Source organism: Streptomyces sp. NPDC002886 (assembly GCF_042888445.1).
Classification (GTDB): domain Bacteria; phylum Actinomycetota; class Actinomycetes; order Streptomycetales; family Streptomycetaceae; genus Streptomyces.
In genome coordinates, this window is the sequence record NZ_JBIAPV010000010.1 from 21,113 (window position 1) to 38,713 (window position 17,601).

17 protein-coding genes and 1 pseudogene are annotated in these 17,601 nt (G+C 69.1%); 10 read left to right on the forward strand and 8 right to left on the reverse strand.

What is annotated here, in order from left to right; genetic code table 11:
• Positions 1 to 171: 171 nt before the first annotated feature.
• Positions 172 to 774, reverse strand: coding sequence for a hypothetical protein (locus tag ACFYYB_RS32735; RefSeq protein WP_389440022.1), 603 nt, complete (start codon positions 772 to 774; stop codon positions 172 to 174).
• Positions 775 to 1,196: 422 nt separating this feature from the next.
• Between ACFYYB_RS32735 and ACFYYB_RS32740 the strand changes: the two genes are divergently transcribed.
• A complete protein-coding gene (locus tag ACFYYB_RS32740) occupies positions 1,197 to 1,628 on the forward strand; it encodes a hypothetical protein (protein WP_389440024.1) in 432 nt (143 codons plus the stop codon).
• A gap of 219 nt (positions 1,629 to 1,847) precedes the next feature.
• On the opposite strand, the gene ACFYYB_RS32745 is transcribed toward ACFYYB_RS32740, so the two are convergent.
• Positions 1,848 to 3,389: a hypothetical protein gene (locus tag ACFYYB_RS32745; protein WP_389440026.1), complete on the reverse strand. Its 1,542-nt coding sequence runs from the start codon at positions 3,387 to 3,389 to the stop codon at positions 1,848 to 1,850.
• Positions 3,390 to 3,916: 527 nt separating this feature from the next.
• Between ACFYYB_RS32745 and ACFYYB_RS32750 the strand changes: the two genes are divergently transcribed.
• Positions 3,917 to 4,300, forward strand: coding sequence for a hypothetical protein (locus tag ACFYYB_RS32750; RefSeq protein ID WP_389440028.1), 384 nt, complete (start codon positions 3,917 to 3,919; stop codon positions 4,298 to 4,300).
• 341 nt (positions 4,301 to 4,641) lie between these two features.
• Here ACFYYB_RS32750 and ACFYYB_RS32755 read toward each other — a convergent pair whose 3' ends face one another.
• Positions 4,642 to 5,169: a GNAT family N-acetyltransferase gene (locus ACFYYB_RS32755; protein WP_389440030.1), complete on the reverse strand. Its 528-nt coding sequence runs from the start codon at positions 5,167 to 5,169 to the stop codon at positions 4,642 to 4,644.
• Between the two features lie 263 nt (positions 5,170 to 5,432).
• Between ACFYYB_RS32755 and ACFYYB_RS32760 the strand changes: the two genes are divergently transcribed.
• Positions 5,433 to 6,017 (forward strand): S1 RNA-binding domain-containing protein, encoded by a 585-nt coding sequence (locus ACFYYB_RS32760; RefSeq protein ID WP_389440032.1) that lies wholly within the window; start codon positions 5,433 to 5,435, stop codon positions 6,015 to 6,017.
• 31 nt (positions 6,018 to 6,048) lie between these two features.
• Positions 6,049 to 6,549: pseudogene (locus tag ACFYYB_RS32765) on the forward strand (transposase).
• A gap of 4 nt (positions 6,550 to 6,553) precedes the next feature.
• Here ACFYYB_RS32765 and ACFYYB_RS32770 read toward each other — a convergent pair.
• The 3 genes from ACFYYB_RS32770 to trpM all read right to left on the reverse strand — a co-directional run bounded on the left by ACFYYB_RS32770 (position 6,554) and on the right by trpM (position 9,090).
• Positions 6,554 to 6,988, reverse strand: coding sequence for a hypothetical protein (locus ACFYYB_RS32770; RefSeq protein ID WP_389440034.1), 435 nt, complete (start codon positions 6,986 to 6,988; stop codon positions 6,554 to 6,556).
• A 620-nt stretch (positions 6,989 to 7,608) separates the two neighbouring features.
• Complete coding sequence (locus ACFYYB_RS32775) at positions 7,609 to 8,844, reverse strand: MFS transporter (protein ID WP_389440036.1); 1,236 nt, start codon at positions 8,842 to 8,844, stop codon at positions 7,609 to 7,611.
• Between the two features lie 63 nt (positions 8,845 to 8,907).
• On the reverse strand, positions 8,908 to 9,090 hold the full coding sequence (gene trpM / locus ACFYYB_RS32780; protein ID WP_389440038.1) for a tryptophan biosynthesis modulator TrpM: 183 nt from the start codon (positions 9,088 to 9,090) through the stop codon (positions 8,908 to 8,910).
• Here trpM and ACFYYB_RS32785 point away from each other — a divergent pair.
• A complete protein-coding gene (locus ACFYYB_RS32785; RefSeq protein WP_389440040.1) occupies positions 9,019 to 9,684 on the forward strand; it encodes a Ku protein in 666 nt (221 codons plus the stop codon). The genes trpM and ACFYYB_RS32785 overlap by 72 nt on opposite strands.
• Here ACFYYB_RS32785 and ACFYYB_RS32790 read toward each other — a convergent pair.
• Positions 9,653 to 10,510, reverse strand: a complete 858-nt coding sequence (locus tag ACFYYB_RS32790; RefSeq protein WP_389440042.1) for a GntR family transcriptional regulator — start codon at positions 10,508 to 10,510, stop codon at positions 9,653 to 9,655. The genes ACFYYB_RS32785 and ACFYYB_RS32790 overlap by 32 nt on opposite strands.
• Before the next feature lie 239 nt (positions 10,511 to 10,749).
• Here ACFYYB_RS32790 and ACFYYB_RS32795 point away from each other — a divergent pair, with 239 nt between their 5' ends.
• The 5 genes from ACFYYB_RS32795 (at position 10,750) to ACFYYB_RS32815 (ending at position 16,975) form a co-directional block, all read left to right on the forward strand.
• Positions 10,750 to 12,045, forward strand: a complete 1,296-nt coding sequence (locus ACFYYB_RS32795) for an extracellular solute-binding protein (protein ID WP_389440044.1) — start codon at positions 10,750 to 10,752, stop codon at positions 12,043 to 12,045.
• A gap of 43 nt (positions 12,046 to 12,088) precedes the next feature.
• The gene (locus ACFYYB_RS32800; protein ID WP_389440046.1) at positions 12,089 to 13,000 is read left to right on the forward strand and encodes a carbohydrate ABC transporter permease; all 912 of its coding nucleotides are present in this window, start codon (positions 12,089 to 12,091) and stop codon (positions 12,998 to 13,000) included.
• Positions 12,997 to 13,845 (forward strand): carbohydrate ABC transporter permease, encoded by an 849-nt coding sequence (locus ACFYYB_RS32805; RefSeq protein ID WP_389440048.1) that lies wholly within the window; start codon positions 12,997 to 12,999, stop codon positions 13,843 to 13,845. Before ACFYYB_RS32800 ends, ACFYYB_RS32805 begins: the two co-directional genes overlap by 4 nt.
• Positions 13,846 to 13,869: 24 nt before the next feature.
• Complete coding sequence (locus ACFYYB_RS32810; protein WP_389440050.1) at positions 13,870 to 15,390, forward strand: beta-N-acetylhexosaminidase; 1,521 nt, start codon at positions 13,870 to 13,872, stop codon at positions 15,388 to 15,390.
• A 124-nt stretch (positions 15,391 to 15,514) separates the two neighbouring features.
• Positions 15,515 to 16,975, forward strand: a complete 1,461-nt coding sequence (locus ACFYYB_RS32815) for a cellulose binding domain-containing protein (RefSeq protein WP_389440052.1) — start codon at positions 15,515 to 15,517, stop codon at positions 16,973 to 16,975.
• Positions 16,976 to 17,184: 209 nt separating this feature from the next.
• Here ACFYYB_RS32815 and ACFYYB_RS32820 read toward each other — a convergent pair whose 3' ends face one another.
• Complete coding sequence (locus tag ACFYYB_RS32820) at positions 17,185 to 17,565, reverse strand: MerR family transcriptional regulator (protein WP_389440054.1); 381 nt, start codon at positions 17,563 to 17,565, stop codon at positions 17,185 to 17,187.
• Positions 17,566 to 17,601 lie beyond the last annotated feature (36 nt).

Here is a 17,601-nt window from a genome sequence, read left to right on the forward strand (position 1 = left end):
CCTCGCCAGCACCCCCGCCAAGCGGCAGGCTGCCGCCGCCTGACCGATCACCGGACCGAACAACCCGGCGCGACGAGTTTTGACCGATCTTGCCCACCCACCGCCGCTGGCCAGCCGGTTGCGGTCCGGCCGGCCGACCCGACACCCGTCGGTCAGGTCCCGGATGGTCGGTCAGGGTCGGTCGGGGGCGGCGCAGAACAGGGGATCGAGCGGATCGCCCTCGTATCCGACGACGAGGCAGGCCGTCGCGACCGGTCCCCTGGAGAGTTCCACAAGCCGGGCCAGGGCTGCCGCCTCGGACGGAAGCGCGGCTGGATCGAGACCGAGCGCCCGGGCCGCGCGGTCGCGTCGTCGGTTGAGGTCGGGCCAGTCCTCCCGGTACTCGTCGGCGACCGCCTGCAGTTCCTCGGCTGTCCGTCCGGGAGCGTCCCGCCACCACGGTGCCACGAGACACAGCCGCACCAATTCCGGCAGTCCGAGGGCGAGCGGTCCGGCCTCGCCGTCGAGGCTCACATACACCACTGGGCGATCCTCTCCGCCCTCGCCGACGAAGCAGAACGCGTCCCCTGAACCTGCACGCGCGAACTGCTCCAGCCGGGCCCCGGAGGCGAGCCGAACCCCGTCTTCCAACTCGTGGTCGGCCGGGTCCGTCGCGTCGAGGTCCGCGACCCCGACAAAGAAGGCGATGACCTCCTCGTTGGTACCCAGGAGAGGCAACAACGTGTCGGGCTGGGCAGGCACGTCCGGGGTGGCCGCTGCATTCGATCCATTCACCAGGCAACCGTAACCGGGTCCCCTGACACCGGCCGAAGCACACCGTCAGGGGCTGTCACAAGACGAAGCGCCACGGACCGTCAGTGCCAGCCGGCGGCGGGGGCGCGGAGTCGAGGCAGGGTGGTCGTCGAACCCATTCCTCCGGGGCAGCCCCTGAACCGTTCACCCACGGCCGAGCCCAGCCGGGAGTCGGGAGAGGCCCTTCGGGCGTTCTGCGCGGACTGCGGAAGCATGATGCCTTGCGAGCAGTGCGTGAGGACGGCCGCAGCGGTGGCGAACCGATGAACGCGATCCGTGCGACTTCCGGACAAGACCAGGAATGTATCTTGAACGCGTTCAGGATGTGTAGTGGCGCGGACCAACACAGGGGGCCCTCAGTGAGTACGTCGGCAGAGCAGCTATCCAAAAGCAAGAGACGGGCCTTGCCCGTCCTCGTCATCGTGTCCGGCCTGGTGATGTTCGCCGCATGCTCAGCCGTCAACGTCGCCTCCCGTCTCCGGGGAGACATGCCCACGGACGTTCCGTGCAAGGAAGCCGTCGAGTTCGCGATGGCCGAGCTCCCGGAACGGGCAACTCACGCCAAGTGCGAAAGCCACGGCGTGATGGACCGCTCCTACAGAGGAACCTGGCAAATGCCGCAGGCTGACGTCGACACCTGGGTAACTCGGTACTTCACCGACCGCGAGCCCCCGCCGGCCCCGGGGATACCTTCGCAATGCGCAACTGACCTCTGTGTGACGGTGCATCGGGACCCCATGGCCGAAAGCACGAAAGGCGCCTACGACATCGGACTGGACATCCGCTTCACACCCGATGGGACCGCACACGTCAGCTACTCATCCACCGACTACTGAGGACACAAGCACAGGCACGCACATCCCCTGGGCACTCCCTCAGCATCATGCAGCAAGATGAAGAACGGTTGGAAGAAGGCCCCGGCTGACCGACGGAAGGGATCCGGATGGTGTCGCGGAGCAGTGAACCTACGCAGCACCTCTTGGTCCGGGCGGTCGCGTCCTGCTCCGTTCAAGCGGGCGCATGACCGGTCGTCGGTCGCTGCTGCTACTCGACTGCTACTCGACATGTTGATGAGCCCTGGAAACGTCTGCCGGTGCGGCGGCGTCTGCAGCCGCTGGGGTGGCGGCGCCGTTCAGGCAGTGGTCGAGGAGCGCGTGCATGCGGGGGACGGGCAGCGATGGGTTGGCGGCAGCGCCCTCCGCGGTGCGGAGGTCGGCGAGGAGGGCCTCCAGGGTCTCCGGTGCAAGGCTCGGGTTGGCTGCGGCAGCCCGGCGCACCGACTCATCAGGGTCTTCCAACGGTGGTTCGGACAGGGCCGGATCGATGGCAGCCAGGGCGCGCACCTCGGGATCCGGGTGGCCGATGAGGTGGGTCAGGCCGGTGCGGGGGAACGCGGGCAGGGTCAGGAGATGCGGGCGGTGGACCGGGCGGGTGACGAAGACGTCCAGGAGGAGGTGTGGCGGAGCCAGGGGGTGGCGGCAGGCCAACCGGATCCGTACCTCCTCGTCTTCGTCCCGCGCGAGGGTGTCGACGAGTTCGGCGGGCATGCCGGGCCAGCTCGCCGCGACTTGGCGGAGCACCGGTTCCTCGGACGCCGCGCAGGCCGCGAACCAGTCGGGCGACGGCTCGTCGGCCGGCTCGGTGATCGGGCAGGTGCAGTCCGGGCCGTGCCCGATGACCGCGTGGATCGCCCAGTACTCGGCCCAGGTGCGGGGGAAGGGGTGGAGGCGTGCGCGCATCCGCACCCCCTTGTCCGGATCCTCCCGCAGCTCGGCGGCCAGGTCCGGTTCCAGGTCGGGCCGGGCGGCGACCATCTCGCGGACCTTGGCTTCGGGATGGCGGGCGAGGCGGGCGACGGCATGGGCCGGGGTGTGGCGGTTCCAGGCCAGGGGATGGGCCTTGTCCTCGGCGAAGCACTCCTCGACGAGCGCGGTAGACAGGGCGCACGTGCCGAGGAAGAACGGCTTGCTGCGCGCGCCCATGGTCGGCAGCTTGGCCTCCACCGCCTGCGGATCCAGCTCCCAACGGCTCTCCCGCGCCGCTTCCCGTACCGCGGGATCCGGGTCGTCGAGCAGGGCCTTCCGCTGCGCAGGGGTGAGCCACTGCCACTCCCAGGTCGCGCGCACGCGGAGGGTGGGGTGTTCGTGTCCGGCCATGGAGCGTTGGAACGACAGTGGTATCTGCCGGGAGGAGGTGAGCTCCTGGATGATCTCGTTCTCGGTGAGAATCCCGTCATCGCCCCCGTCCCGGGCGGTCAGGAGGGTGACGAGGATGCCCTCCGGGAGCGGCCGGACCCGTCGGGCCCGTGGGCGGGGGCCGCCGGCGAGCCAACCGCGGACGATCCCGGACGGGTCCGTGGCCAAGGGGGCGAGTCGCGCGGGGTCGACGTGCCGGTTGAGGGCGAGCGCGCCGCGGATCCTCCACGCCGGATGGCGGAGCGCCGCGTCGACAACGTCGCCGGGCAGATCGCGGCCCTCGCACATCAGCGGGCCTATCCCACCGGCGGCTGGATCCATCAGGCGTATCAGTACGTCGGAGGTCGCCGCCGGATTGAAGGCGACGCCGCGCAGCCACGGTTCACGCAGAGAGTCGGACACCGCGTCATCCTGCCACCCCAACGCGCCCGGAGGGATGGGCCACCACGAGTTTCGGGCCGCGACCGTCAACCTCGACGGGTGACTCGGCAAGGTTGAGATGGCCCCATCGGTCGCGCGTCGGGCTGCACCCGCTGACAGGCCGAGCCCGTCCTGAAGGAGACATCACCCCGACGTGGTCGACCGATCGTCGCAGGCGAAGGCGTCTTCTACGCGGCCTGGTCGAAGGCGGACGGCACCAACAGTGCGGCGAACTGCTGAAGTTTTCTGCTCCGGGCGGCCTGGTGCGCGGGACGACTGTGGCACTCCCGGCCTGGCCGGACACCGCGTCCGCGCTGGGCAACCTCGATGTGAAGGGCGCCGATGGTGCCGATGAGACCGCCCTGCCCACGCGGCACAAAGCGCGCATGGCCGACAGTAGGCGTGGCGGCAGGTGAGCGGCTGCCACATTCAAGTCGGCATGGAATCCCGCGCCCAGGACCCGGCCTTCGGCAATGCCATGGGGCCGTGGCTGCCAGGGCGGTGGCACCGTGCACCTGCGCGGCCAAGCCAAGATCACCAACTGGGCCGTGTCGACCAGCATGGTCGACATCGCTGGAACCGAAAACGACACTGTCAGCGGCGCTTACAGGAATCCGGCACACAGCTATCACGCGCTCGGCAACAGGGCCGGGGTGCTGAACATGGGGACGCTCACGGTCGAGGACCAGGCCAAGATCACCGGCAACAAGGTCGTACGTACCTCGCAGCAGCCCAAGCATGCCCTGAAGGCAGACGCCCACAACACCTACCAGGGCGGCGGCGGCACCTACAACAAGGAAGGGGCCACGGCCACGGTCGTACCCGGCTCGGTCACCGGCAACCAGCCAGACCAGTGTGCGGGCCCCGCCCCGGTCACCGGCTGCAGCAACTGACCACGGCGGTCCTGGGCCGGCTAGGCCGGCCCAGGACCGCTGAGTTCGCTCCGTCCCGCTATGGATCTCCGTGGTCAGGTGCGACTGAGCTTGGAGGTATTCGCGGAGGCAGGCCGTCCTACGCTGCGGCTTCCTCGGCCACGGCGAGGGCCCGGTAGTGAGAGCCGACCAACGGGTCCCTGCCCTCCAGGATCGGCTTGTGGTCCAACTTCGGTGGCAATCATCCAGGTTCCCTGTCACAGGACAGACGGCTCCGCGCCAGAGTCCGGGCCGGAGTGGGTGTCCCGTCTCGGTCGATCCGGTTCCTGTCTCAGCTGAACTGGCCCAACTCGCCCGGCATCTCAGAGGACTTTGTCGCTCAACAGTGACTCACGGACCATCCGTACATTGGGCAACTTGTCGCGCCAGAGCTCGCGCTCGCCAGTGGTCCTGAATCCGTACCGTTCGTAGAAGCGGATCGCCTTTGCGTTGTAGTCGGTCACCCACAGGTGCGTGGAAGCACCGTCCGCCCAGGGCAGGAACTCGTCCATCAGCCGTCCGCCGATACCTTGGCCTTGGGCTTCGTTCACGAGATACATCGGCCCGAGGGTGACCATCTCATCTCGGCGGCCGCAAAGGACCCCGACGACCTCCGCCCCGGAACGGACGACACGACAGAACAGCAGATCCGGCTGCTGTACAGCCCTCTCAATGAACCTGCGCCACTGGGCAATGCCCTCCGCGGTGACAGCGACCCCTCGGTGCTCACGGATCCACGCCTCATCGATCCCCGCGACTTCGTTGGGGTACGTCTGGAGCCAAGCCCTCAGCTGCATCCGGCCCACGGAGGCGGCATCGTCAGGCTCAGGCACTTCGATCCGATGGTCCATGACGCCATTCTTGATGGTGCACCTGATGCGGCTCTCATGATTTCGTCGTGCAGACCAGCTTCCGATCTGATCCGCCGGCGCCGGACCAGATCCATTGAGACTCAGATGAGAACGTCATGTCTGGGGAACTACTTCCTCTGAGATCTGGATCTTCAGATTAGGACTGGTCCGGCCGATCATGGTCCCGGCTGCTGAGGCATGGCGGGGGCTACAGCTCGTTGAGAGGATGGTCGGCCCACATTGTCCTGTGCCAGGGTGGCGGTATGGATTGGCAGTCTGAGAGCCCGGAACTCTGGGCGTTTTTGGAGTCCCTGCACCGCGGCGACATCCTGTCCGGCACCGTTGCGGCGATCGAGCGGTTCGGGGTCTTCGTGGCCCTGGACGACGGGCCTGCCCATCCCCTCTTCCCCGGTGTCGGGTTCATCAGCGTTCCCGAACTGTCCTGGCTGCGCATCGACGCTCCCACCGATGTCGTTCAGGTAGGCCGGCGTGTCTCGTGCGAGTTCCTACAGTTCGACACCTACAACGCGGAGGCCAGACTGTCCTTGAAGGCACTGGAGCCCGACCCCCTCCAGGCCTTTGCAGACCGCACGGCGGCGGGGCAGGAACTCCGCGGGACGGTTGAGAAGGTGCTTCCCTTCGGCATCATCGTCGACCTCGGGGACGGGATTGCCGGGCTGGTCCCCTTCAGAGAAGCCCCCGGCCGCGCTGCGGTGCGCCCGCTTGAAGACTTCGAGGTCGGAGAGGAGATCGCCGTCGTCGTAGCGGAAATCGACCCGCCGACCCGTCGGGTTCTCCTCTCCAGGCCACAGGGTGGCCGGCACGAGGGTGTCGTGTCGGCCACGTGACGGCCGCCGTGCCCCAGCCGTTGATGTGAGCATGGGGCGGGGTCATCTGACGGATGCCGAATGGCAACGGCCCCGACCATTGCTGCCGGTCAGCAACGGGCGTTGTGGCAGGTGGCGGGACCACCGGCAGGTGATCGACGGGATTCTGCACCGGGTCCGGACGGGGGTCTTGGAGAAGATCCGAGTGCCCAGGGCCAGGCCTGGGACGGCCACACATGAAGCCAGACAGCTTTGCGGCCGACAGGGCCTACAGCAACGGCCCCATTCGCGAGTACCTGCGACGGCGGGGCATCCGCCACACCATCCCGGAGAAAACCGACAGTCAGGCGGCCAGCCTGCGCAAAGGCTCACGCGGTGGACGGCCGCCCAGCTTCGACGAGGACCGTACAAGAGGCACAACACCGTCGAGTGGGCGATCAACAGCCTGAAACAGTCCCGAGCGGTCGTCACTCGATACGACAAGCGCGGCTACGTCTTCCTCTTCCTCGGCACCGCCACCGCGGCGGCCGTCGCGATCTTGCTTCGGTCATGAACTGCTACGCGACCCAGCAGTAGACGCCTTGGTCCTGGCGCCGGGCGCTGCTGACGAGAGCAGCAAGACCACCCACGATCGCGTCGGCGATCTCCGTGCCGATGACCTCGCCGTCCTCCGCACGCAGCCGGGTCCACGAGGCGGCGACGTCTCGCGACCTGGCGTGCCCGGCGTCCGCGAGTGCAGTGGACAGGCGAGGCGAGATCGCGAAGACGACGCACCCGTCATGGTCCTGGTCGGCGACGATGCGAGGCTCACCGGCTTCGAAGAGTTCCTCGAAGCCGCCGCCGGTCAGAAGGCATTCCCACTCCACCACGGCCTCTTCAGGATCGAAGTTGCCGAAGGAGAGGGACTCGAATGCCGGTCCTGGCCCGGACTGGAGGGCCAGACCCGCTGACGTGTCGTCCGGCGCCACGAAGAACTTCACGATGATGCTCACCCGGGCATCATGCCCGGCTGCCTACAGCCATGATCGGCCGGACAAGTCCTAGAGCACTGGAGTAACTGGCAGACAGCAGAACCCGCCGTGGACAGCTTTTACCAGGTCACCCCGGAGGGTTTCTCCATGGACGAGTTGTCCCTGCCCCCCCGGCTGGAAGACCGGCGGCTGGACCCGTTGGGGCCTCACCGATCCCGAGCCTCTGATCTGCTCCGTGTACGGCACCCAGGCGCACCCACTGCTCACCAGCGCCGGCACCGAATCGGGCGGCGACAGCTGGAACCCGGAAGAGGACCAAGCACATCCTCCGCAGCTCCTTCCCGGCACGTCTCCGGGCGACTTCGTCGGCTCACGATTGTCAGTGGCTACGACCTGCAACTCCACATCTGCCCGGAATCCCCGGACCACCCGCACATCGAAAGGATCCAGTGAGTCGATGCACAACAGCGCCACGGCATCCGCAAGAGCCGGGGCATCCAACGACGTTCAGGACGAGGTGCCCAGCGTGGTGACGGAGGTCTCTTGAAACCGACATGGAGCGGAGCCGTCAGTTTTGGCTTGGTCAGTTCTCTGAACTAGGACTCCGGTCGTCGGGCCTCGGGCCTGCCCGCCCTCCTGCGTCAGCGTTGGCTTGGTGTCGGCTTGCGTGACGCAACCGCTGCGTGCGAGCGCTGGGCCGGGAAGGCGTGCGTGCGTGCCGCCACCACGACGATCAGTACCGGTATCAGGAGCAGCAGTGCGCTGTCGGGGAAGGAGGCGGGACCGAAGGTCGCGAGGAGGGTGCCGCCGATCGCGCCGCCGCCGGCGATCGAGGAGTTGCAGACGGTGACGTACAGGGCTTGGGCCCGGTCATCTCCGGCATCGGCGACGGCGGTCTGCAAGAGGTTCGCGATGCCGCCGCAGGCCAGCCCCCACAGCACGGTGGCGGCGTAGACCGCGGCGGGGCTGGTGGCGAGGGTCGCGAGGAGGACAGCCGCGGCGAGGAACAGGGTGACGCTGGTGATGGTGAGGGTTCGCAGGTGGTGGTCGACGAGGGCTCCGGCGATGAGGATGCTCACCACGGAGGCCATTCCGAAGACGAGCAGCACGGTTCCCCGGGCAGCGCCCATGTCGTACGCGTCGAGGAGGGCTGCGACGTAGGTGTAGAGGATGTTGTGGGCCAGCATGAAGGCCGCGGCCGTGAAGAGGACTGGTACGACTCCGGGGAGCCGCAGTGCCTTGAGGATGGGGCGGCGCTGGTCGGGGAGCTGGCCCGCGAAGTCGGGCAGCACCGTGGACATCCAGCCCAGCAGGACCAGCGTGACCAGGCTGACCAGGGTGAAGGTGAGCCTCCAGCCGAGCAGTGAGCCGAGCAGGGTGCCCAGGGGGATTCCCAGTGATAGGGCGAGCGGGATACCGGCCAGGGCGACGGCAAGAGCCCTGCCCTGCAGGTGGGGTGGTGCCAGGCGACGGGCGTAGACGACGAGCTCGGACCAGATCACGGCGGCGGCAACGCCCGCGAGCAGTCGCAGGCCCATGGTCAGCAGGTAGTGGGAGGAGACGGCCGTGGCGGTGTTGGCGATCCCGATGACAGCCACGGCGCTGAGCATCAGCTTCTTGCGGCGCCAGGTTGCCGTAGCCCTGGCCAGGGGAATGGCGGAAACACCAGTGGCGATGGCGTACACCGTCAGGGACTGGCCCATGGCGGACTCGCTGACGGACAGGTCGCGGGCCATCTCCGGCAGGACACCAGCGGGCAGCGCCTCGGTGAGCACGGTCATGAAGGCCGCCAGGGCCAGCGCCAGCAGCGGCGACAGGGGGAGCTTGCCCCGCTCCCGCGCTGGTTCCGAGCGGGGAGGAAAGGTGGTGGTGGGCATCGCGGAAACGGTCCAGGTGAACTTACGCGGGCGGCGCTGACCGCCTCCGGTCACCGGAGAAGATCACGCGCATGCCCGCACGCGGGAGGAAGGGGCTGCGGATGGCATGTGGAGCCATCGCATCCCGTTCACCTGGCCGCGCTCGGACCCGATCACGTACCGCACTCGCCGTCCGTGCACCCGCCGCGCCGGAGCCCGGCAGCCACGCGGGCGGCAACCAGGAGCGAGGCGGGTGGCGATAGGCATGATCGAAGCCTAGCCCCCGCGGCATCAGTCCGTCCCGGGGCAAAGGCCCCGCATCCACCGAGCCGTAGGCCCTGCGACCGTTGCCGTCCAGCCGTCTGGTTCAGTCAACGGGACGATCCCGGTGGCACGTGTGCCTGCTACCGAGGACCACTCGATCTCCTTCCGCCAGATCCATACGACGGACGGCGGCCGAGTCCGTACGGCAAGCGGTGTGAGCTCGACGGCCAGCAGCTGAGCCAGGCGGACATCGGGCGCCTCTACGAGACCGCGACCGGCACCCTCGTGGAGGTCACCGACCAAGACCTCGACGGAATGCCGCTCCCCACGGCCAAGACGACGGCCAAGACGACGCCCAAGACGATCGACATCGTCTGCTTCGTCCCGGCCGTCTCGATCGCCCCGATCGTCCCGAGCCAGATCGGCGCCTCCTCCTGCCCGGCCGCCGAAGGCGTCGCCGCGAAGCCCTACGAGCTGCTGCGCCCGGCGCTGGAGCGCAGTAGCAAGGTGGCGGTGGCCAAGTTCTCAGCCGCAGGGGCGCGGCCGCGGGGCGACGGCCCGCGGGTCAGAGCAGTGGCTGGATGTCTCCGCGCGTGACGCTTCGGCCGCTGGCGCGTGCTGTCAGGTCGCCCGGCGGGATGCCGGGGTGGTGCTGCGGGCCGTCCGCCGGGGCTGGGCCGTCCTCGGGGCCGGGCGCGGCGAGGGAGATTCTGGAGACCATCCGGTAGCGGTCGCCGCGGTAGACCGAGTGCACGTACTCCACGGGCCGTCCCGTGCGGTCGGTGGTCAGCCGCTCGAAGCGCAGGGCCGGTGAGATGACCGGCACGCCGAGCAGTTTCGCCTCCTGCTCGCTGACGACGGTCGGCTCGATCGCCTGTACCGCTTCGTGGACTTTGATGCCGTGGGCGGTGCCGAGCAACTGGTAGAAGTCGCCGCTTTCCATGTCGGCGGGGGAGAGCCCGGGGGTGAGCTCGGCGGGTACGTGCAGGTGCTCGATGGCCATCGGTTCGCCGTCCACCAGGCGCAGCCGCGCGATGTAGAAGATGTCGGCGGCCGGGGAGAGGCGCAGCTTGCGGCCGATGCCGGCGCCGGCCGGGAGCGTGGTGAACTCCAGTACGCGGCTGGCCCAGCTGCCGGAGGCCTTCGGGAGGCTGAAGCCGGGTTCGCCGATGGCCGGCGCCAGCTCCTGGGTGATCTTGGCGGGGGCCACGAACATGCCCCGGCCGTGTTCGCGGACCAGCCGTCCGGTGGCCACCAGTTCGTCGGCGGCGGCCCGCAGGGTGGGGCGGGAGACGCCGAGTTGCTCACTCAACGCCCGTTCGGACGGGATCGCGTCGCCGGGTGCCCCGGAGTCCACCAGCTCCCGCAGGTACGCGCGGACCCGGGTCCGCTTCACCGCCGCCCCGGGCATCCCCTCGGCCATCGCTGCGCCCTTCCACTCGACCTGACCAGACCAGTTCCTGGACTTTACCAGCTGGGTTTTACCTGCTGCGAGGCCCAACCTCCGCGGCCTCTCCCCGTATCTTCCCCTATTTTGCGGCCAACTTGTCATCACGCAAAGGTCTTGACCACCCTTCAGGGCTGTGTCACTTTCTCTTCCATCGCTTACCAGTTGGTCAACTGGTGAGGTCGCTTACTCCTCCCCATCGAGGTGGCAATACCGTGAGAACTCCCGCGCGTCCGCGCCTGGTCCCCATCGCAGCAGCCCTCACCCTCGCGCTGACCGGCGCGGGCCTGGCCGGTTGCTCTTCCTCCGGGGATTCCCCGGGCTCCTCCGGCGGTTCGGCCGGTCCGGCCAAGCTGACGGTGTGGATCATGCGTGACAGCGTGACCGACGGCTATCTGCAGCGGTTCAAGTCCGACTTCGAGGCCACCCACGCCGGAACCACCCTGGACGTCCAGATCCAGGAGTGGGACGGCATCGGCCAGAAGATCACCAGCGCGCTGGCCAGCAAGGACGCCCCGGACGTCATCGAGGTCGGCAACACGCAGGTCGCCCAGTACGCGGCCAGCGGCGGTGTGCACGACCTCAGTGACAAGGTCACCGAGCTCGAGGGTGCGGACTGGATCCCCGGCCTGGCGGAGCCCGGGAAGATCGACGGCAAGCAGTACGGCATCCCCTGGTACGCCGCGAACCGCGTGGTGATCTACAACAAGGACCTCTTCGCGCAGGCCGGCATCACGGCCCCGCCGAAGACCCGGGACGAGTGGATCGCCGACACCGAGAAGCTCAACAGCGGCGGCAACGACGGCATCTACCTCGCGGGCCAGACCTGGTACGCCCTGGCCGGCTTCGTCTGGGACGAGGGCGGGGACCTCGCGGTCAAGGGCTCGGATGGCAAGTGGAAGGGCGCGCTGGACACCCCGCAGGCCCGGGCCGGCGTCGAGTTCTACAAGAAGCTGCAGGCGCTGGGCAAGGGCCCCAAGGACTCCGACGAGGCCAAGCCGCTCCAGGCGGAGGTCTTCGCCAAGGGCAAGAGTGCCCAGGTGATCTCCACCCCGGGCGGCGCCAACGCGATCATCAAGGCCAACCCGGCGCTCAAGGACAAGCTCGGCTTCTTCCCCATCCCCGGCAAGACCGCCGACAAGCCGGGCGCGGTCTTCACCGGCGGATCGGACCTCGTGATTCCCGAGGCCTCCAAGCACCAGGCCGCCGCGTACGAGGTGGTCAAGGCGCTGGCCGGGGCGAAGTGGCAGAGCGAGATGGCCAAGGAGATGAACTACGTCCCCAACCGCACCTCGCTCGCCGGAGTGCTGTCCGGCAACGAGGGCGCGGCGGCGATGGCCGCGGGCGCGGTGAGCGGCCGCGGCACCCCGAACTCGCCGAACTGGGCCGCCGTCGAGGCCAACAACCCGATCAAGCAGTACATGACCCAGGTGCTCACCGGCGCCGACCCGGACCCGGCCGGCAAGACCGCCTCCGAGGCCATCACCAAGGCCCTCAACAGCGCTTCCTGAACAGCGATTGCCGACAGCGCTTCCCGACAGGAGAGTCACCGCCGTGTCCACCGCTCCTCCTCCAGCCCGAACCCGGGTCTGGCCGTACCTGCTGGTCGCCCCCACTGTGGTGGGCGCGGCGTTCCTCCTGGTCTATCCGCTCCTGCGGAACCTGATCATCTCGGTCCAGCACTTCCGGATGGCCGAACTGATCCACGGCCGCGCTCCGTTCGTCGGCGCCGCCAACTACACCGCGCTGCTCGCCGATCCGGAGTTCTGGGAAGTGGTCCGCCGCACCCTGGAGTGGACCCTGCTCAACACCGTACTGATCACCGGCCTCGGCACGCTGATCGCGCTGCTGCTGGTCCGGCTCGGCCGCCGGATGCGGCTCGCGGTGATGAGTGCGCTGGTGCTGACCTGGGCCACCCCGGTGATCGCCGCCACCACGATCTTCCAGTGGCTGTTCCAGTCCCGCTTCGGAGTGGTCAACTGGGCCCTTGACCAGTTGGGGCTGCACGGCTTCCGGGAGTACGCCTGGTTCGCTCACGAGCGCTCCACCTTCGCCATCCTGGTCGCCCTGGTCGTCTGGCAGTCGGTGCCGTTCGCCGCGCTCACCCTGTACGGCGGACTGACCACCATCCCCAACGAGCTGTACGAATCCGCCCGGCTCGACGGTGCCGGGGCGTGGCAGACCTTCCGACTGGTCACCTTCCCGATGCTGCGGCCGCTGTTCGCCCTGATCACCTCGCTGGAGGTGATCTGGACCTTCAAGTGCTTTGCCCAGATCTGGGTGGTCAGCCAGGGCGGCCCGAACGGCGCCACCACCACGCTGCCCGTGTACGCCTTCCAGATCGCCCAGTCCCTGCACAAGTACGACGTCGGCTCGGCCGCGTCCACGCTGACCGTCCTGATCCTGCTCGTCGCCTTGGTCGCGACCCTGCGCCGGATGTACCGCCAGGAAGGCGAGACCTCGTGACAACCTCCGCCCCCGCAGTCCGCGCCCTGCGCCGGCTCCCGCTGACCCTGGCGGCCCTGGCCGTCCTGGTCACCTCGGCCTTCCCCGTGTACTGGATGGTGATCACCGCCTTCAAGCCGACCGCCGAGATCCAGTCCGAGACCCCCGGCTTCCTGCCGCTGCACCCCACCCTGGACCACTTCGCCACCGCCGTCCGCGCCCCCGGCTTCGGCTCGTACTGGCGCAACAGCCTGCTGGTCACCCTCGGCGCGGTGCTCCTGGCCCTCGTGGTCGCGCTGCTCTCCGCCTTCGCGGTCGGCCGGATGCGCTGGCGCGGCCGGCGCGCCTTCCTGCTCCTCGTGTTCACCGCGCAGATGGCGCCCTGGGAGGCGCTGCTGATCCCGATGTACGTCATCGCCCGCGACACCGACATGCTCGACAGCCTGACCATGCTGACCCTGGTCTACTTCATGACCACCCTGCCCTTCACCATCGTCACCCTTCGCGGCTTCCTCGCCTCGATACCCGCCGAGCTGGAGGAGGCCGCCCTGGTCGACGGCTGCACCCGCACCTCGGCCTTCCGCCGGATCACTCTGCCGCTGCTCGCCCCCGGGCTGCTGTCCACCTCGCTGTTCGGCTTCATCACCGCCTGGAACGAGTTCGCCTTCGCCAACACCCTGATCATCAAGAACCAGGACGCCCGTACCCTGCCGGTCTGGCTGTCCTCCTTCGCCAACGTCTTCGGCACCGACTGGGGCGCCACGATGGCCGCCGCCAGCCTGTTCATGCTGCCCGTCCTGCTGGTCTTCCTGTTTCTGCAGAACAAGGTCACCACCGGGATGACCGCCGGCGCCGTCAAGGGCTGAGCCCGCCCCTTCTGGAGAGAATCCGTGATCCTGCCGACCCCCGTCGAGCTCGTCCCCGCCGCCGGACACTTCACCCTCACCGAACGCACCACTGTTCACGCCCCCGGCGACGCCGCGCCCGCGGCCGACCTGCTGCGCACCCTGCTCGCCCCCGCCACCGGCCTGCCGCTGCCACCGCACCCCGACGGAGAACTCTCGCTGCTCCTCGACCCCGCCGAACGCGGGCTCGGCGAGGAGGGCTACCGCCTCCGTGTCACCCCCGAGGGCGTGCGGCTGCTCGCCGCCGGCCCGGCCGGGCTGCGCCACGGCGTCCAGACCCTGCGCCAGCTGCTCCCGGCCCAGGCGCTGACCGACCGCCCCGCGCCCGGGGCGGACTGGACCGTGCCCTGCGTGGACATCACCGACCGGCCCCGGCACGCGTGGCGCGGGGTCATGGTGGACGTCGCCCGGCACTTCCAGCCCCTCGAACTGCTCCTGCGTACCGTCGACCGGCTCGCCCTGCACAAGTTCAACGTCCTGCACCTGCACCTCACCGACGACCAGGGCTGGCGCATGCCCGTCGACGCCTACCCCCGGCTCACCGAGATCGGCTCGGTCCGTGCCCGTACGATGCTCGGCCGGGCCGGCTCCGACCGCTACGACGACCGCCCGCACGGCGGCGCGTACAGCAAGGACGAGCTGCGCCACCTCGTCGCGTACGCCGCCGAACGCGGCATCACGGTCATGCCGGAGATCGAGATGCCCGGCCACGTCCGGGCCGCCCTCGCCGCCTACCCGCACCTCGGCAACCGGCCCGAGCGACGGCTGGACGTCTGGACCGAATGGGGCGTGTGCGAGAACATCCTGGGCGTCCACGACGAGGTGCTGGTGTTCTGCCGCACCGTGCTCGACGAGACCATGGACCTCTTCCCCTCCCGCTACATCCACCTCGGCGGCGACGAATGCCCCACCGTCGAGTGGGAGACCAGCCCCGGCGCGCTCGCCCGCACCGCCGAACTGGGTCTGGCTGCACCGCGGGAGCTGCACGGCTGGTTCCTCCAGCAGATGGGCGCCCACCTGCTGGCCAACGGCCGCCGCCCGGTCTGCTGGGCCGAGTCCGGCGACGGCTCACTGCCCGAGGACTTCACCGTGATGCCGTGGCGGGACGCCGACCACGGCCTGGCCGCCACCCGCCTCGGCCATGACGTCGTGATGTCCCCCTACCGCTCGACATACCTCGACTACCCGCAGTCGGACCGTCCTGACGAGCCGCTCGGGCAGGAAGGAGCGATCGTCGACCTGTCCGCCGCGCACGCCAACGAGCCCGCCCCCGCGCAGTGGGCGGCCGCCGAGCGGGACCGGGTGCTCGGGACCCAGGCCCAGCTGTGGACCGAGTTCGTCACCACTGAGGAGCAGTTCGACTACCTGGCCTACCCGCGGCTGTGTGCGATCGCCGACCGCGCCTGGAACCCGGCCAGCGACTACTCCGCCGACTTCCTGCCCGCGCTCGCCCGGCACCGCCCGCGGCTGGCCGCCCTCGGCATCCACCACGCCGACCGGCCCTGAGACCGGGGGCCGGCGGCCCCGATCCGCCGGCCCCCTCGCACCACCCCGCACCATCCCCCCCGCAGTACAGCTCCCCGGCTCGTCGGCTCCGGCCCGCGCAGCCACCTCGTTGAAAGGGATTCACGTGTCAGCACGACCGCGCCCGAACTCCCGGCTCCTCGCCGCCATCGCCCTCGCCTCGGCGGCCGGCCTGGCAGGGGCCGCCCTGGTGGCCGCTCCGGCCTCCGCCGCCGCCGACGCGCTCAGCGTCCAGTACCGCACCAGTGCCACCGGTGCCACCGCCGACCAGACCGAGCCGTGGCTCCAGGTCACCAACACCGGCACCACCACGGTCCCGCTGAGCCAGGTGAAGCTGCGCTACTACTTCAAGTCCGACGGCCCCTCGGTGACCTACCGCTTCGCGTGTTCCTGGGCGGTCAAGGGCTGCGGCAACATCACGGGAACCATCGGCACCCTGGCCAACCCGACCGCCACTGCGGACCGCTACCTGGAGATCGCCTTCACCGCGGGCGCCGGTTCGCTCGCCCCGGGCCAGTCCACGGGCGACATGCAGCTGCGCTTCAACCGCGCCGACTGGCAGACCCTGACCCAGTCCGACGACTACTCCTTCAGCTCCACCCAGACCTCCTACGCCGACTTCTCCCGGGTCACTCTGGAGGCCAACGGCGCGCTGATATGGGGCACGGCCCCGGCCGGCAACGACCCCACGACCCCGCCGACCACCCCGCCCACGACCCCTCCGACCACGCCGCCCACGACCCCACCGAACGACCCGAACGCTCCGGTCCTGTTCGACGACTTCAGCTACGCGTCGAGCAGTGACCCGGCGATCCAACAGCACGGCTGGACGGTCAAGTCCGGCCAGGGCGGGCCCGGCGTCCCCGGCGCCACCTGGTCTCCGGCCGACATCACCTTCCCGGTCACCGGAGGCAACTCCGTCATGAACCTGGGGCTCACCACCGACGGCACCGCGAGCGGGACTCGCGAGACCGAACTCCAGACCACAGCAAGGAAGTTCAAGAACGGAACCTACGCGGCCCGCGTCAAGTTCGACGACACCCCGACCGGCGGCCCCGACGGCGACCACGTCAACCAGACGTTCTTCGCCTTCACCCCGCTCAACCGCCCGATGGACCCCGACTACAGCGAGCAGGACTTCGAGTACCTGCCCAACGGCGGCTGGGGCGAGCAGGGCAACATCATGTACGAGACCACGTGGGAGACCTACAACCCCGACCCGTGGAACGCGGTCAACGCCCACGGCCAGCAGCGCCAGTCCTACGACGGTTGGCACGACCTGGTGTTCACCATCGACAACACCAGCGTCACCTACTACATCGACGGCCAGCAGGTCGCCAGTCACGGCGAGCCCTACCTGCCGGAGACCGGGCAGTTCATCGACTTCAACCACTGGCTGATCGACCTGAACGGCCAGACCAGCAGCACCCCGCGCTCGTACGACCAGCAGGTCGACTACGTGTACTTCGTCAAGGACCAGGTACTGACCCCGGCCCAGGTCAACGGCAGCATCGCGGCTCTGCGCAGCGCCGGCACCACCTTCAAGGACACGGTCCCCGGCAGCTGACCCACCCTGACCGCCGTCCGCCGTCCGCCGAAACGGGCAGCCGGCGGACGGCGGCATCTCTCGGTCCGCGCACTGCCCTTCGGTTCGGCGAGGAAGGCTCGCACAACAGGCCCCGGCCGCCGCACGGGGCGGGCCGTCAGTGCGGATCTCGCCGGGAATCGTGCTCAGGCGCGCTCCAGCTCGCCGGCAGCCTCCGGCCGATGCGCAGCTCAGCCGGGTGGCCTCAGCGTTCCGGCATCTGAGGGCGCGGCCGTGATGATGGTGTTGAGGATCGCGCGTGACGCCTGTAGATCTTCGATGGCGCGGGTCATTCGCTCGCCTTCCCGGCGCAGCCGGGCGAGGAGGTCGGGGCAGGTCGGCACGAGAAGCTCCTCGTCCGCCCGGATACATGGCAGGACCTGGGCGATCAGAGACGTCGGAAGCCCGGCCGCCAGCAGAGAGCGGATGCGGCGCACCGTCTCGACGTCCGAGTCGCTGTACACGCGGTAGCCGCTGGGCAGCCTGTCGGGCGTCAGGAGTCCTTGCTGTTCGTAGTAGCGCAGCAGCCGTTCATGGATCCCGGTACGCCGCACCATCTCCTTCATGCGCATGCCGATCGCCTCAACCCTGTTCCCCGGCCACGCCGT

What these genes read in the sequence shown, in the direction of transcription:
- ACFYYB_RS32755 (WP_389440030.1), bottom strand. Translation starts at nt 5,169, where the DNA reads ATGGACCATCGGATCGAAGTGCCTGAGCCTGACGATGCCGCCTCCGTG.
- ACFYYB_RS32760 (WP_389440032.1), top strand. Translation starts at nt 5,433, where the DNA reads ATGGATTGGCAGTCTGAGAGCCCGGAACTCTGGGCGTTTTTGGAGTCC.
- ACFYYB_RS32775 (WP_389440036.1), bottom strand. Translation starts at nt 8,844, where the DNA reads ATGCCCACCACCACCTTTCCTCCCCGCTCGGAACCAGCGCGGGAGCGG.
- trpM (WP_389440038.1), bottom strand. Translation starts at nt 9,090, where the DNA reads ATGCCTATCGCCACCCGCCTCGCTCCTGGTTGCCGCCCGCGTGGCTGC.
- ACFYYB_RS32790 (WP_389440042.1), bottom strand. Translation starts at nt 10,510, where the DNA reads ATGGCCGAGGGGATGCCCGGGGCGGCGGTGAAGCGGACCCGGGTCCGC.
- ACFYYB_RS32820 (WP_389440054.1), bottom strand. Translation starts at nt 17,565, where the DNA reads ATGCGCATGAAGGAGATGGTGCGGCGTACCGGGATCCATGAACGGCTG.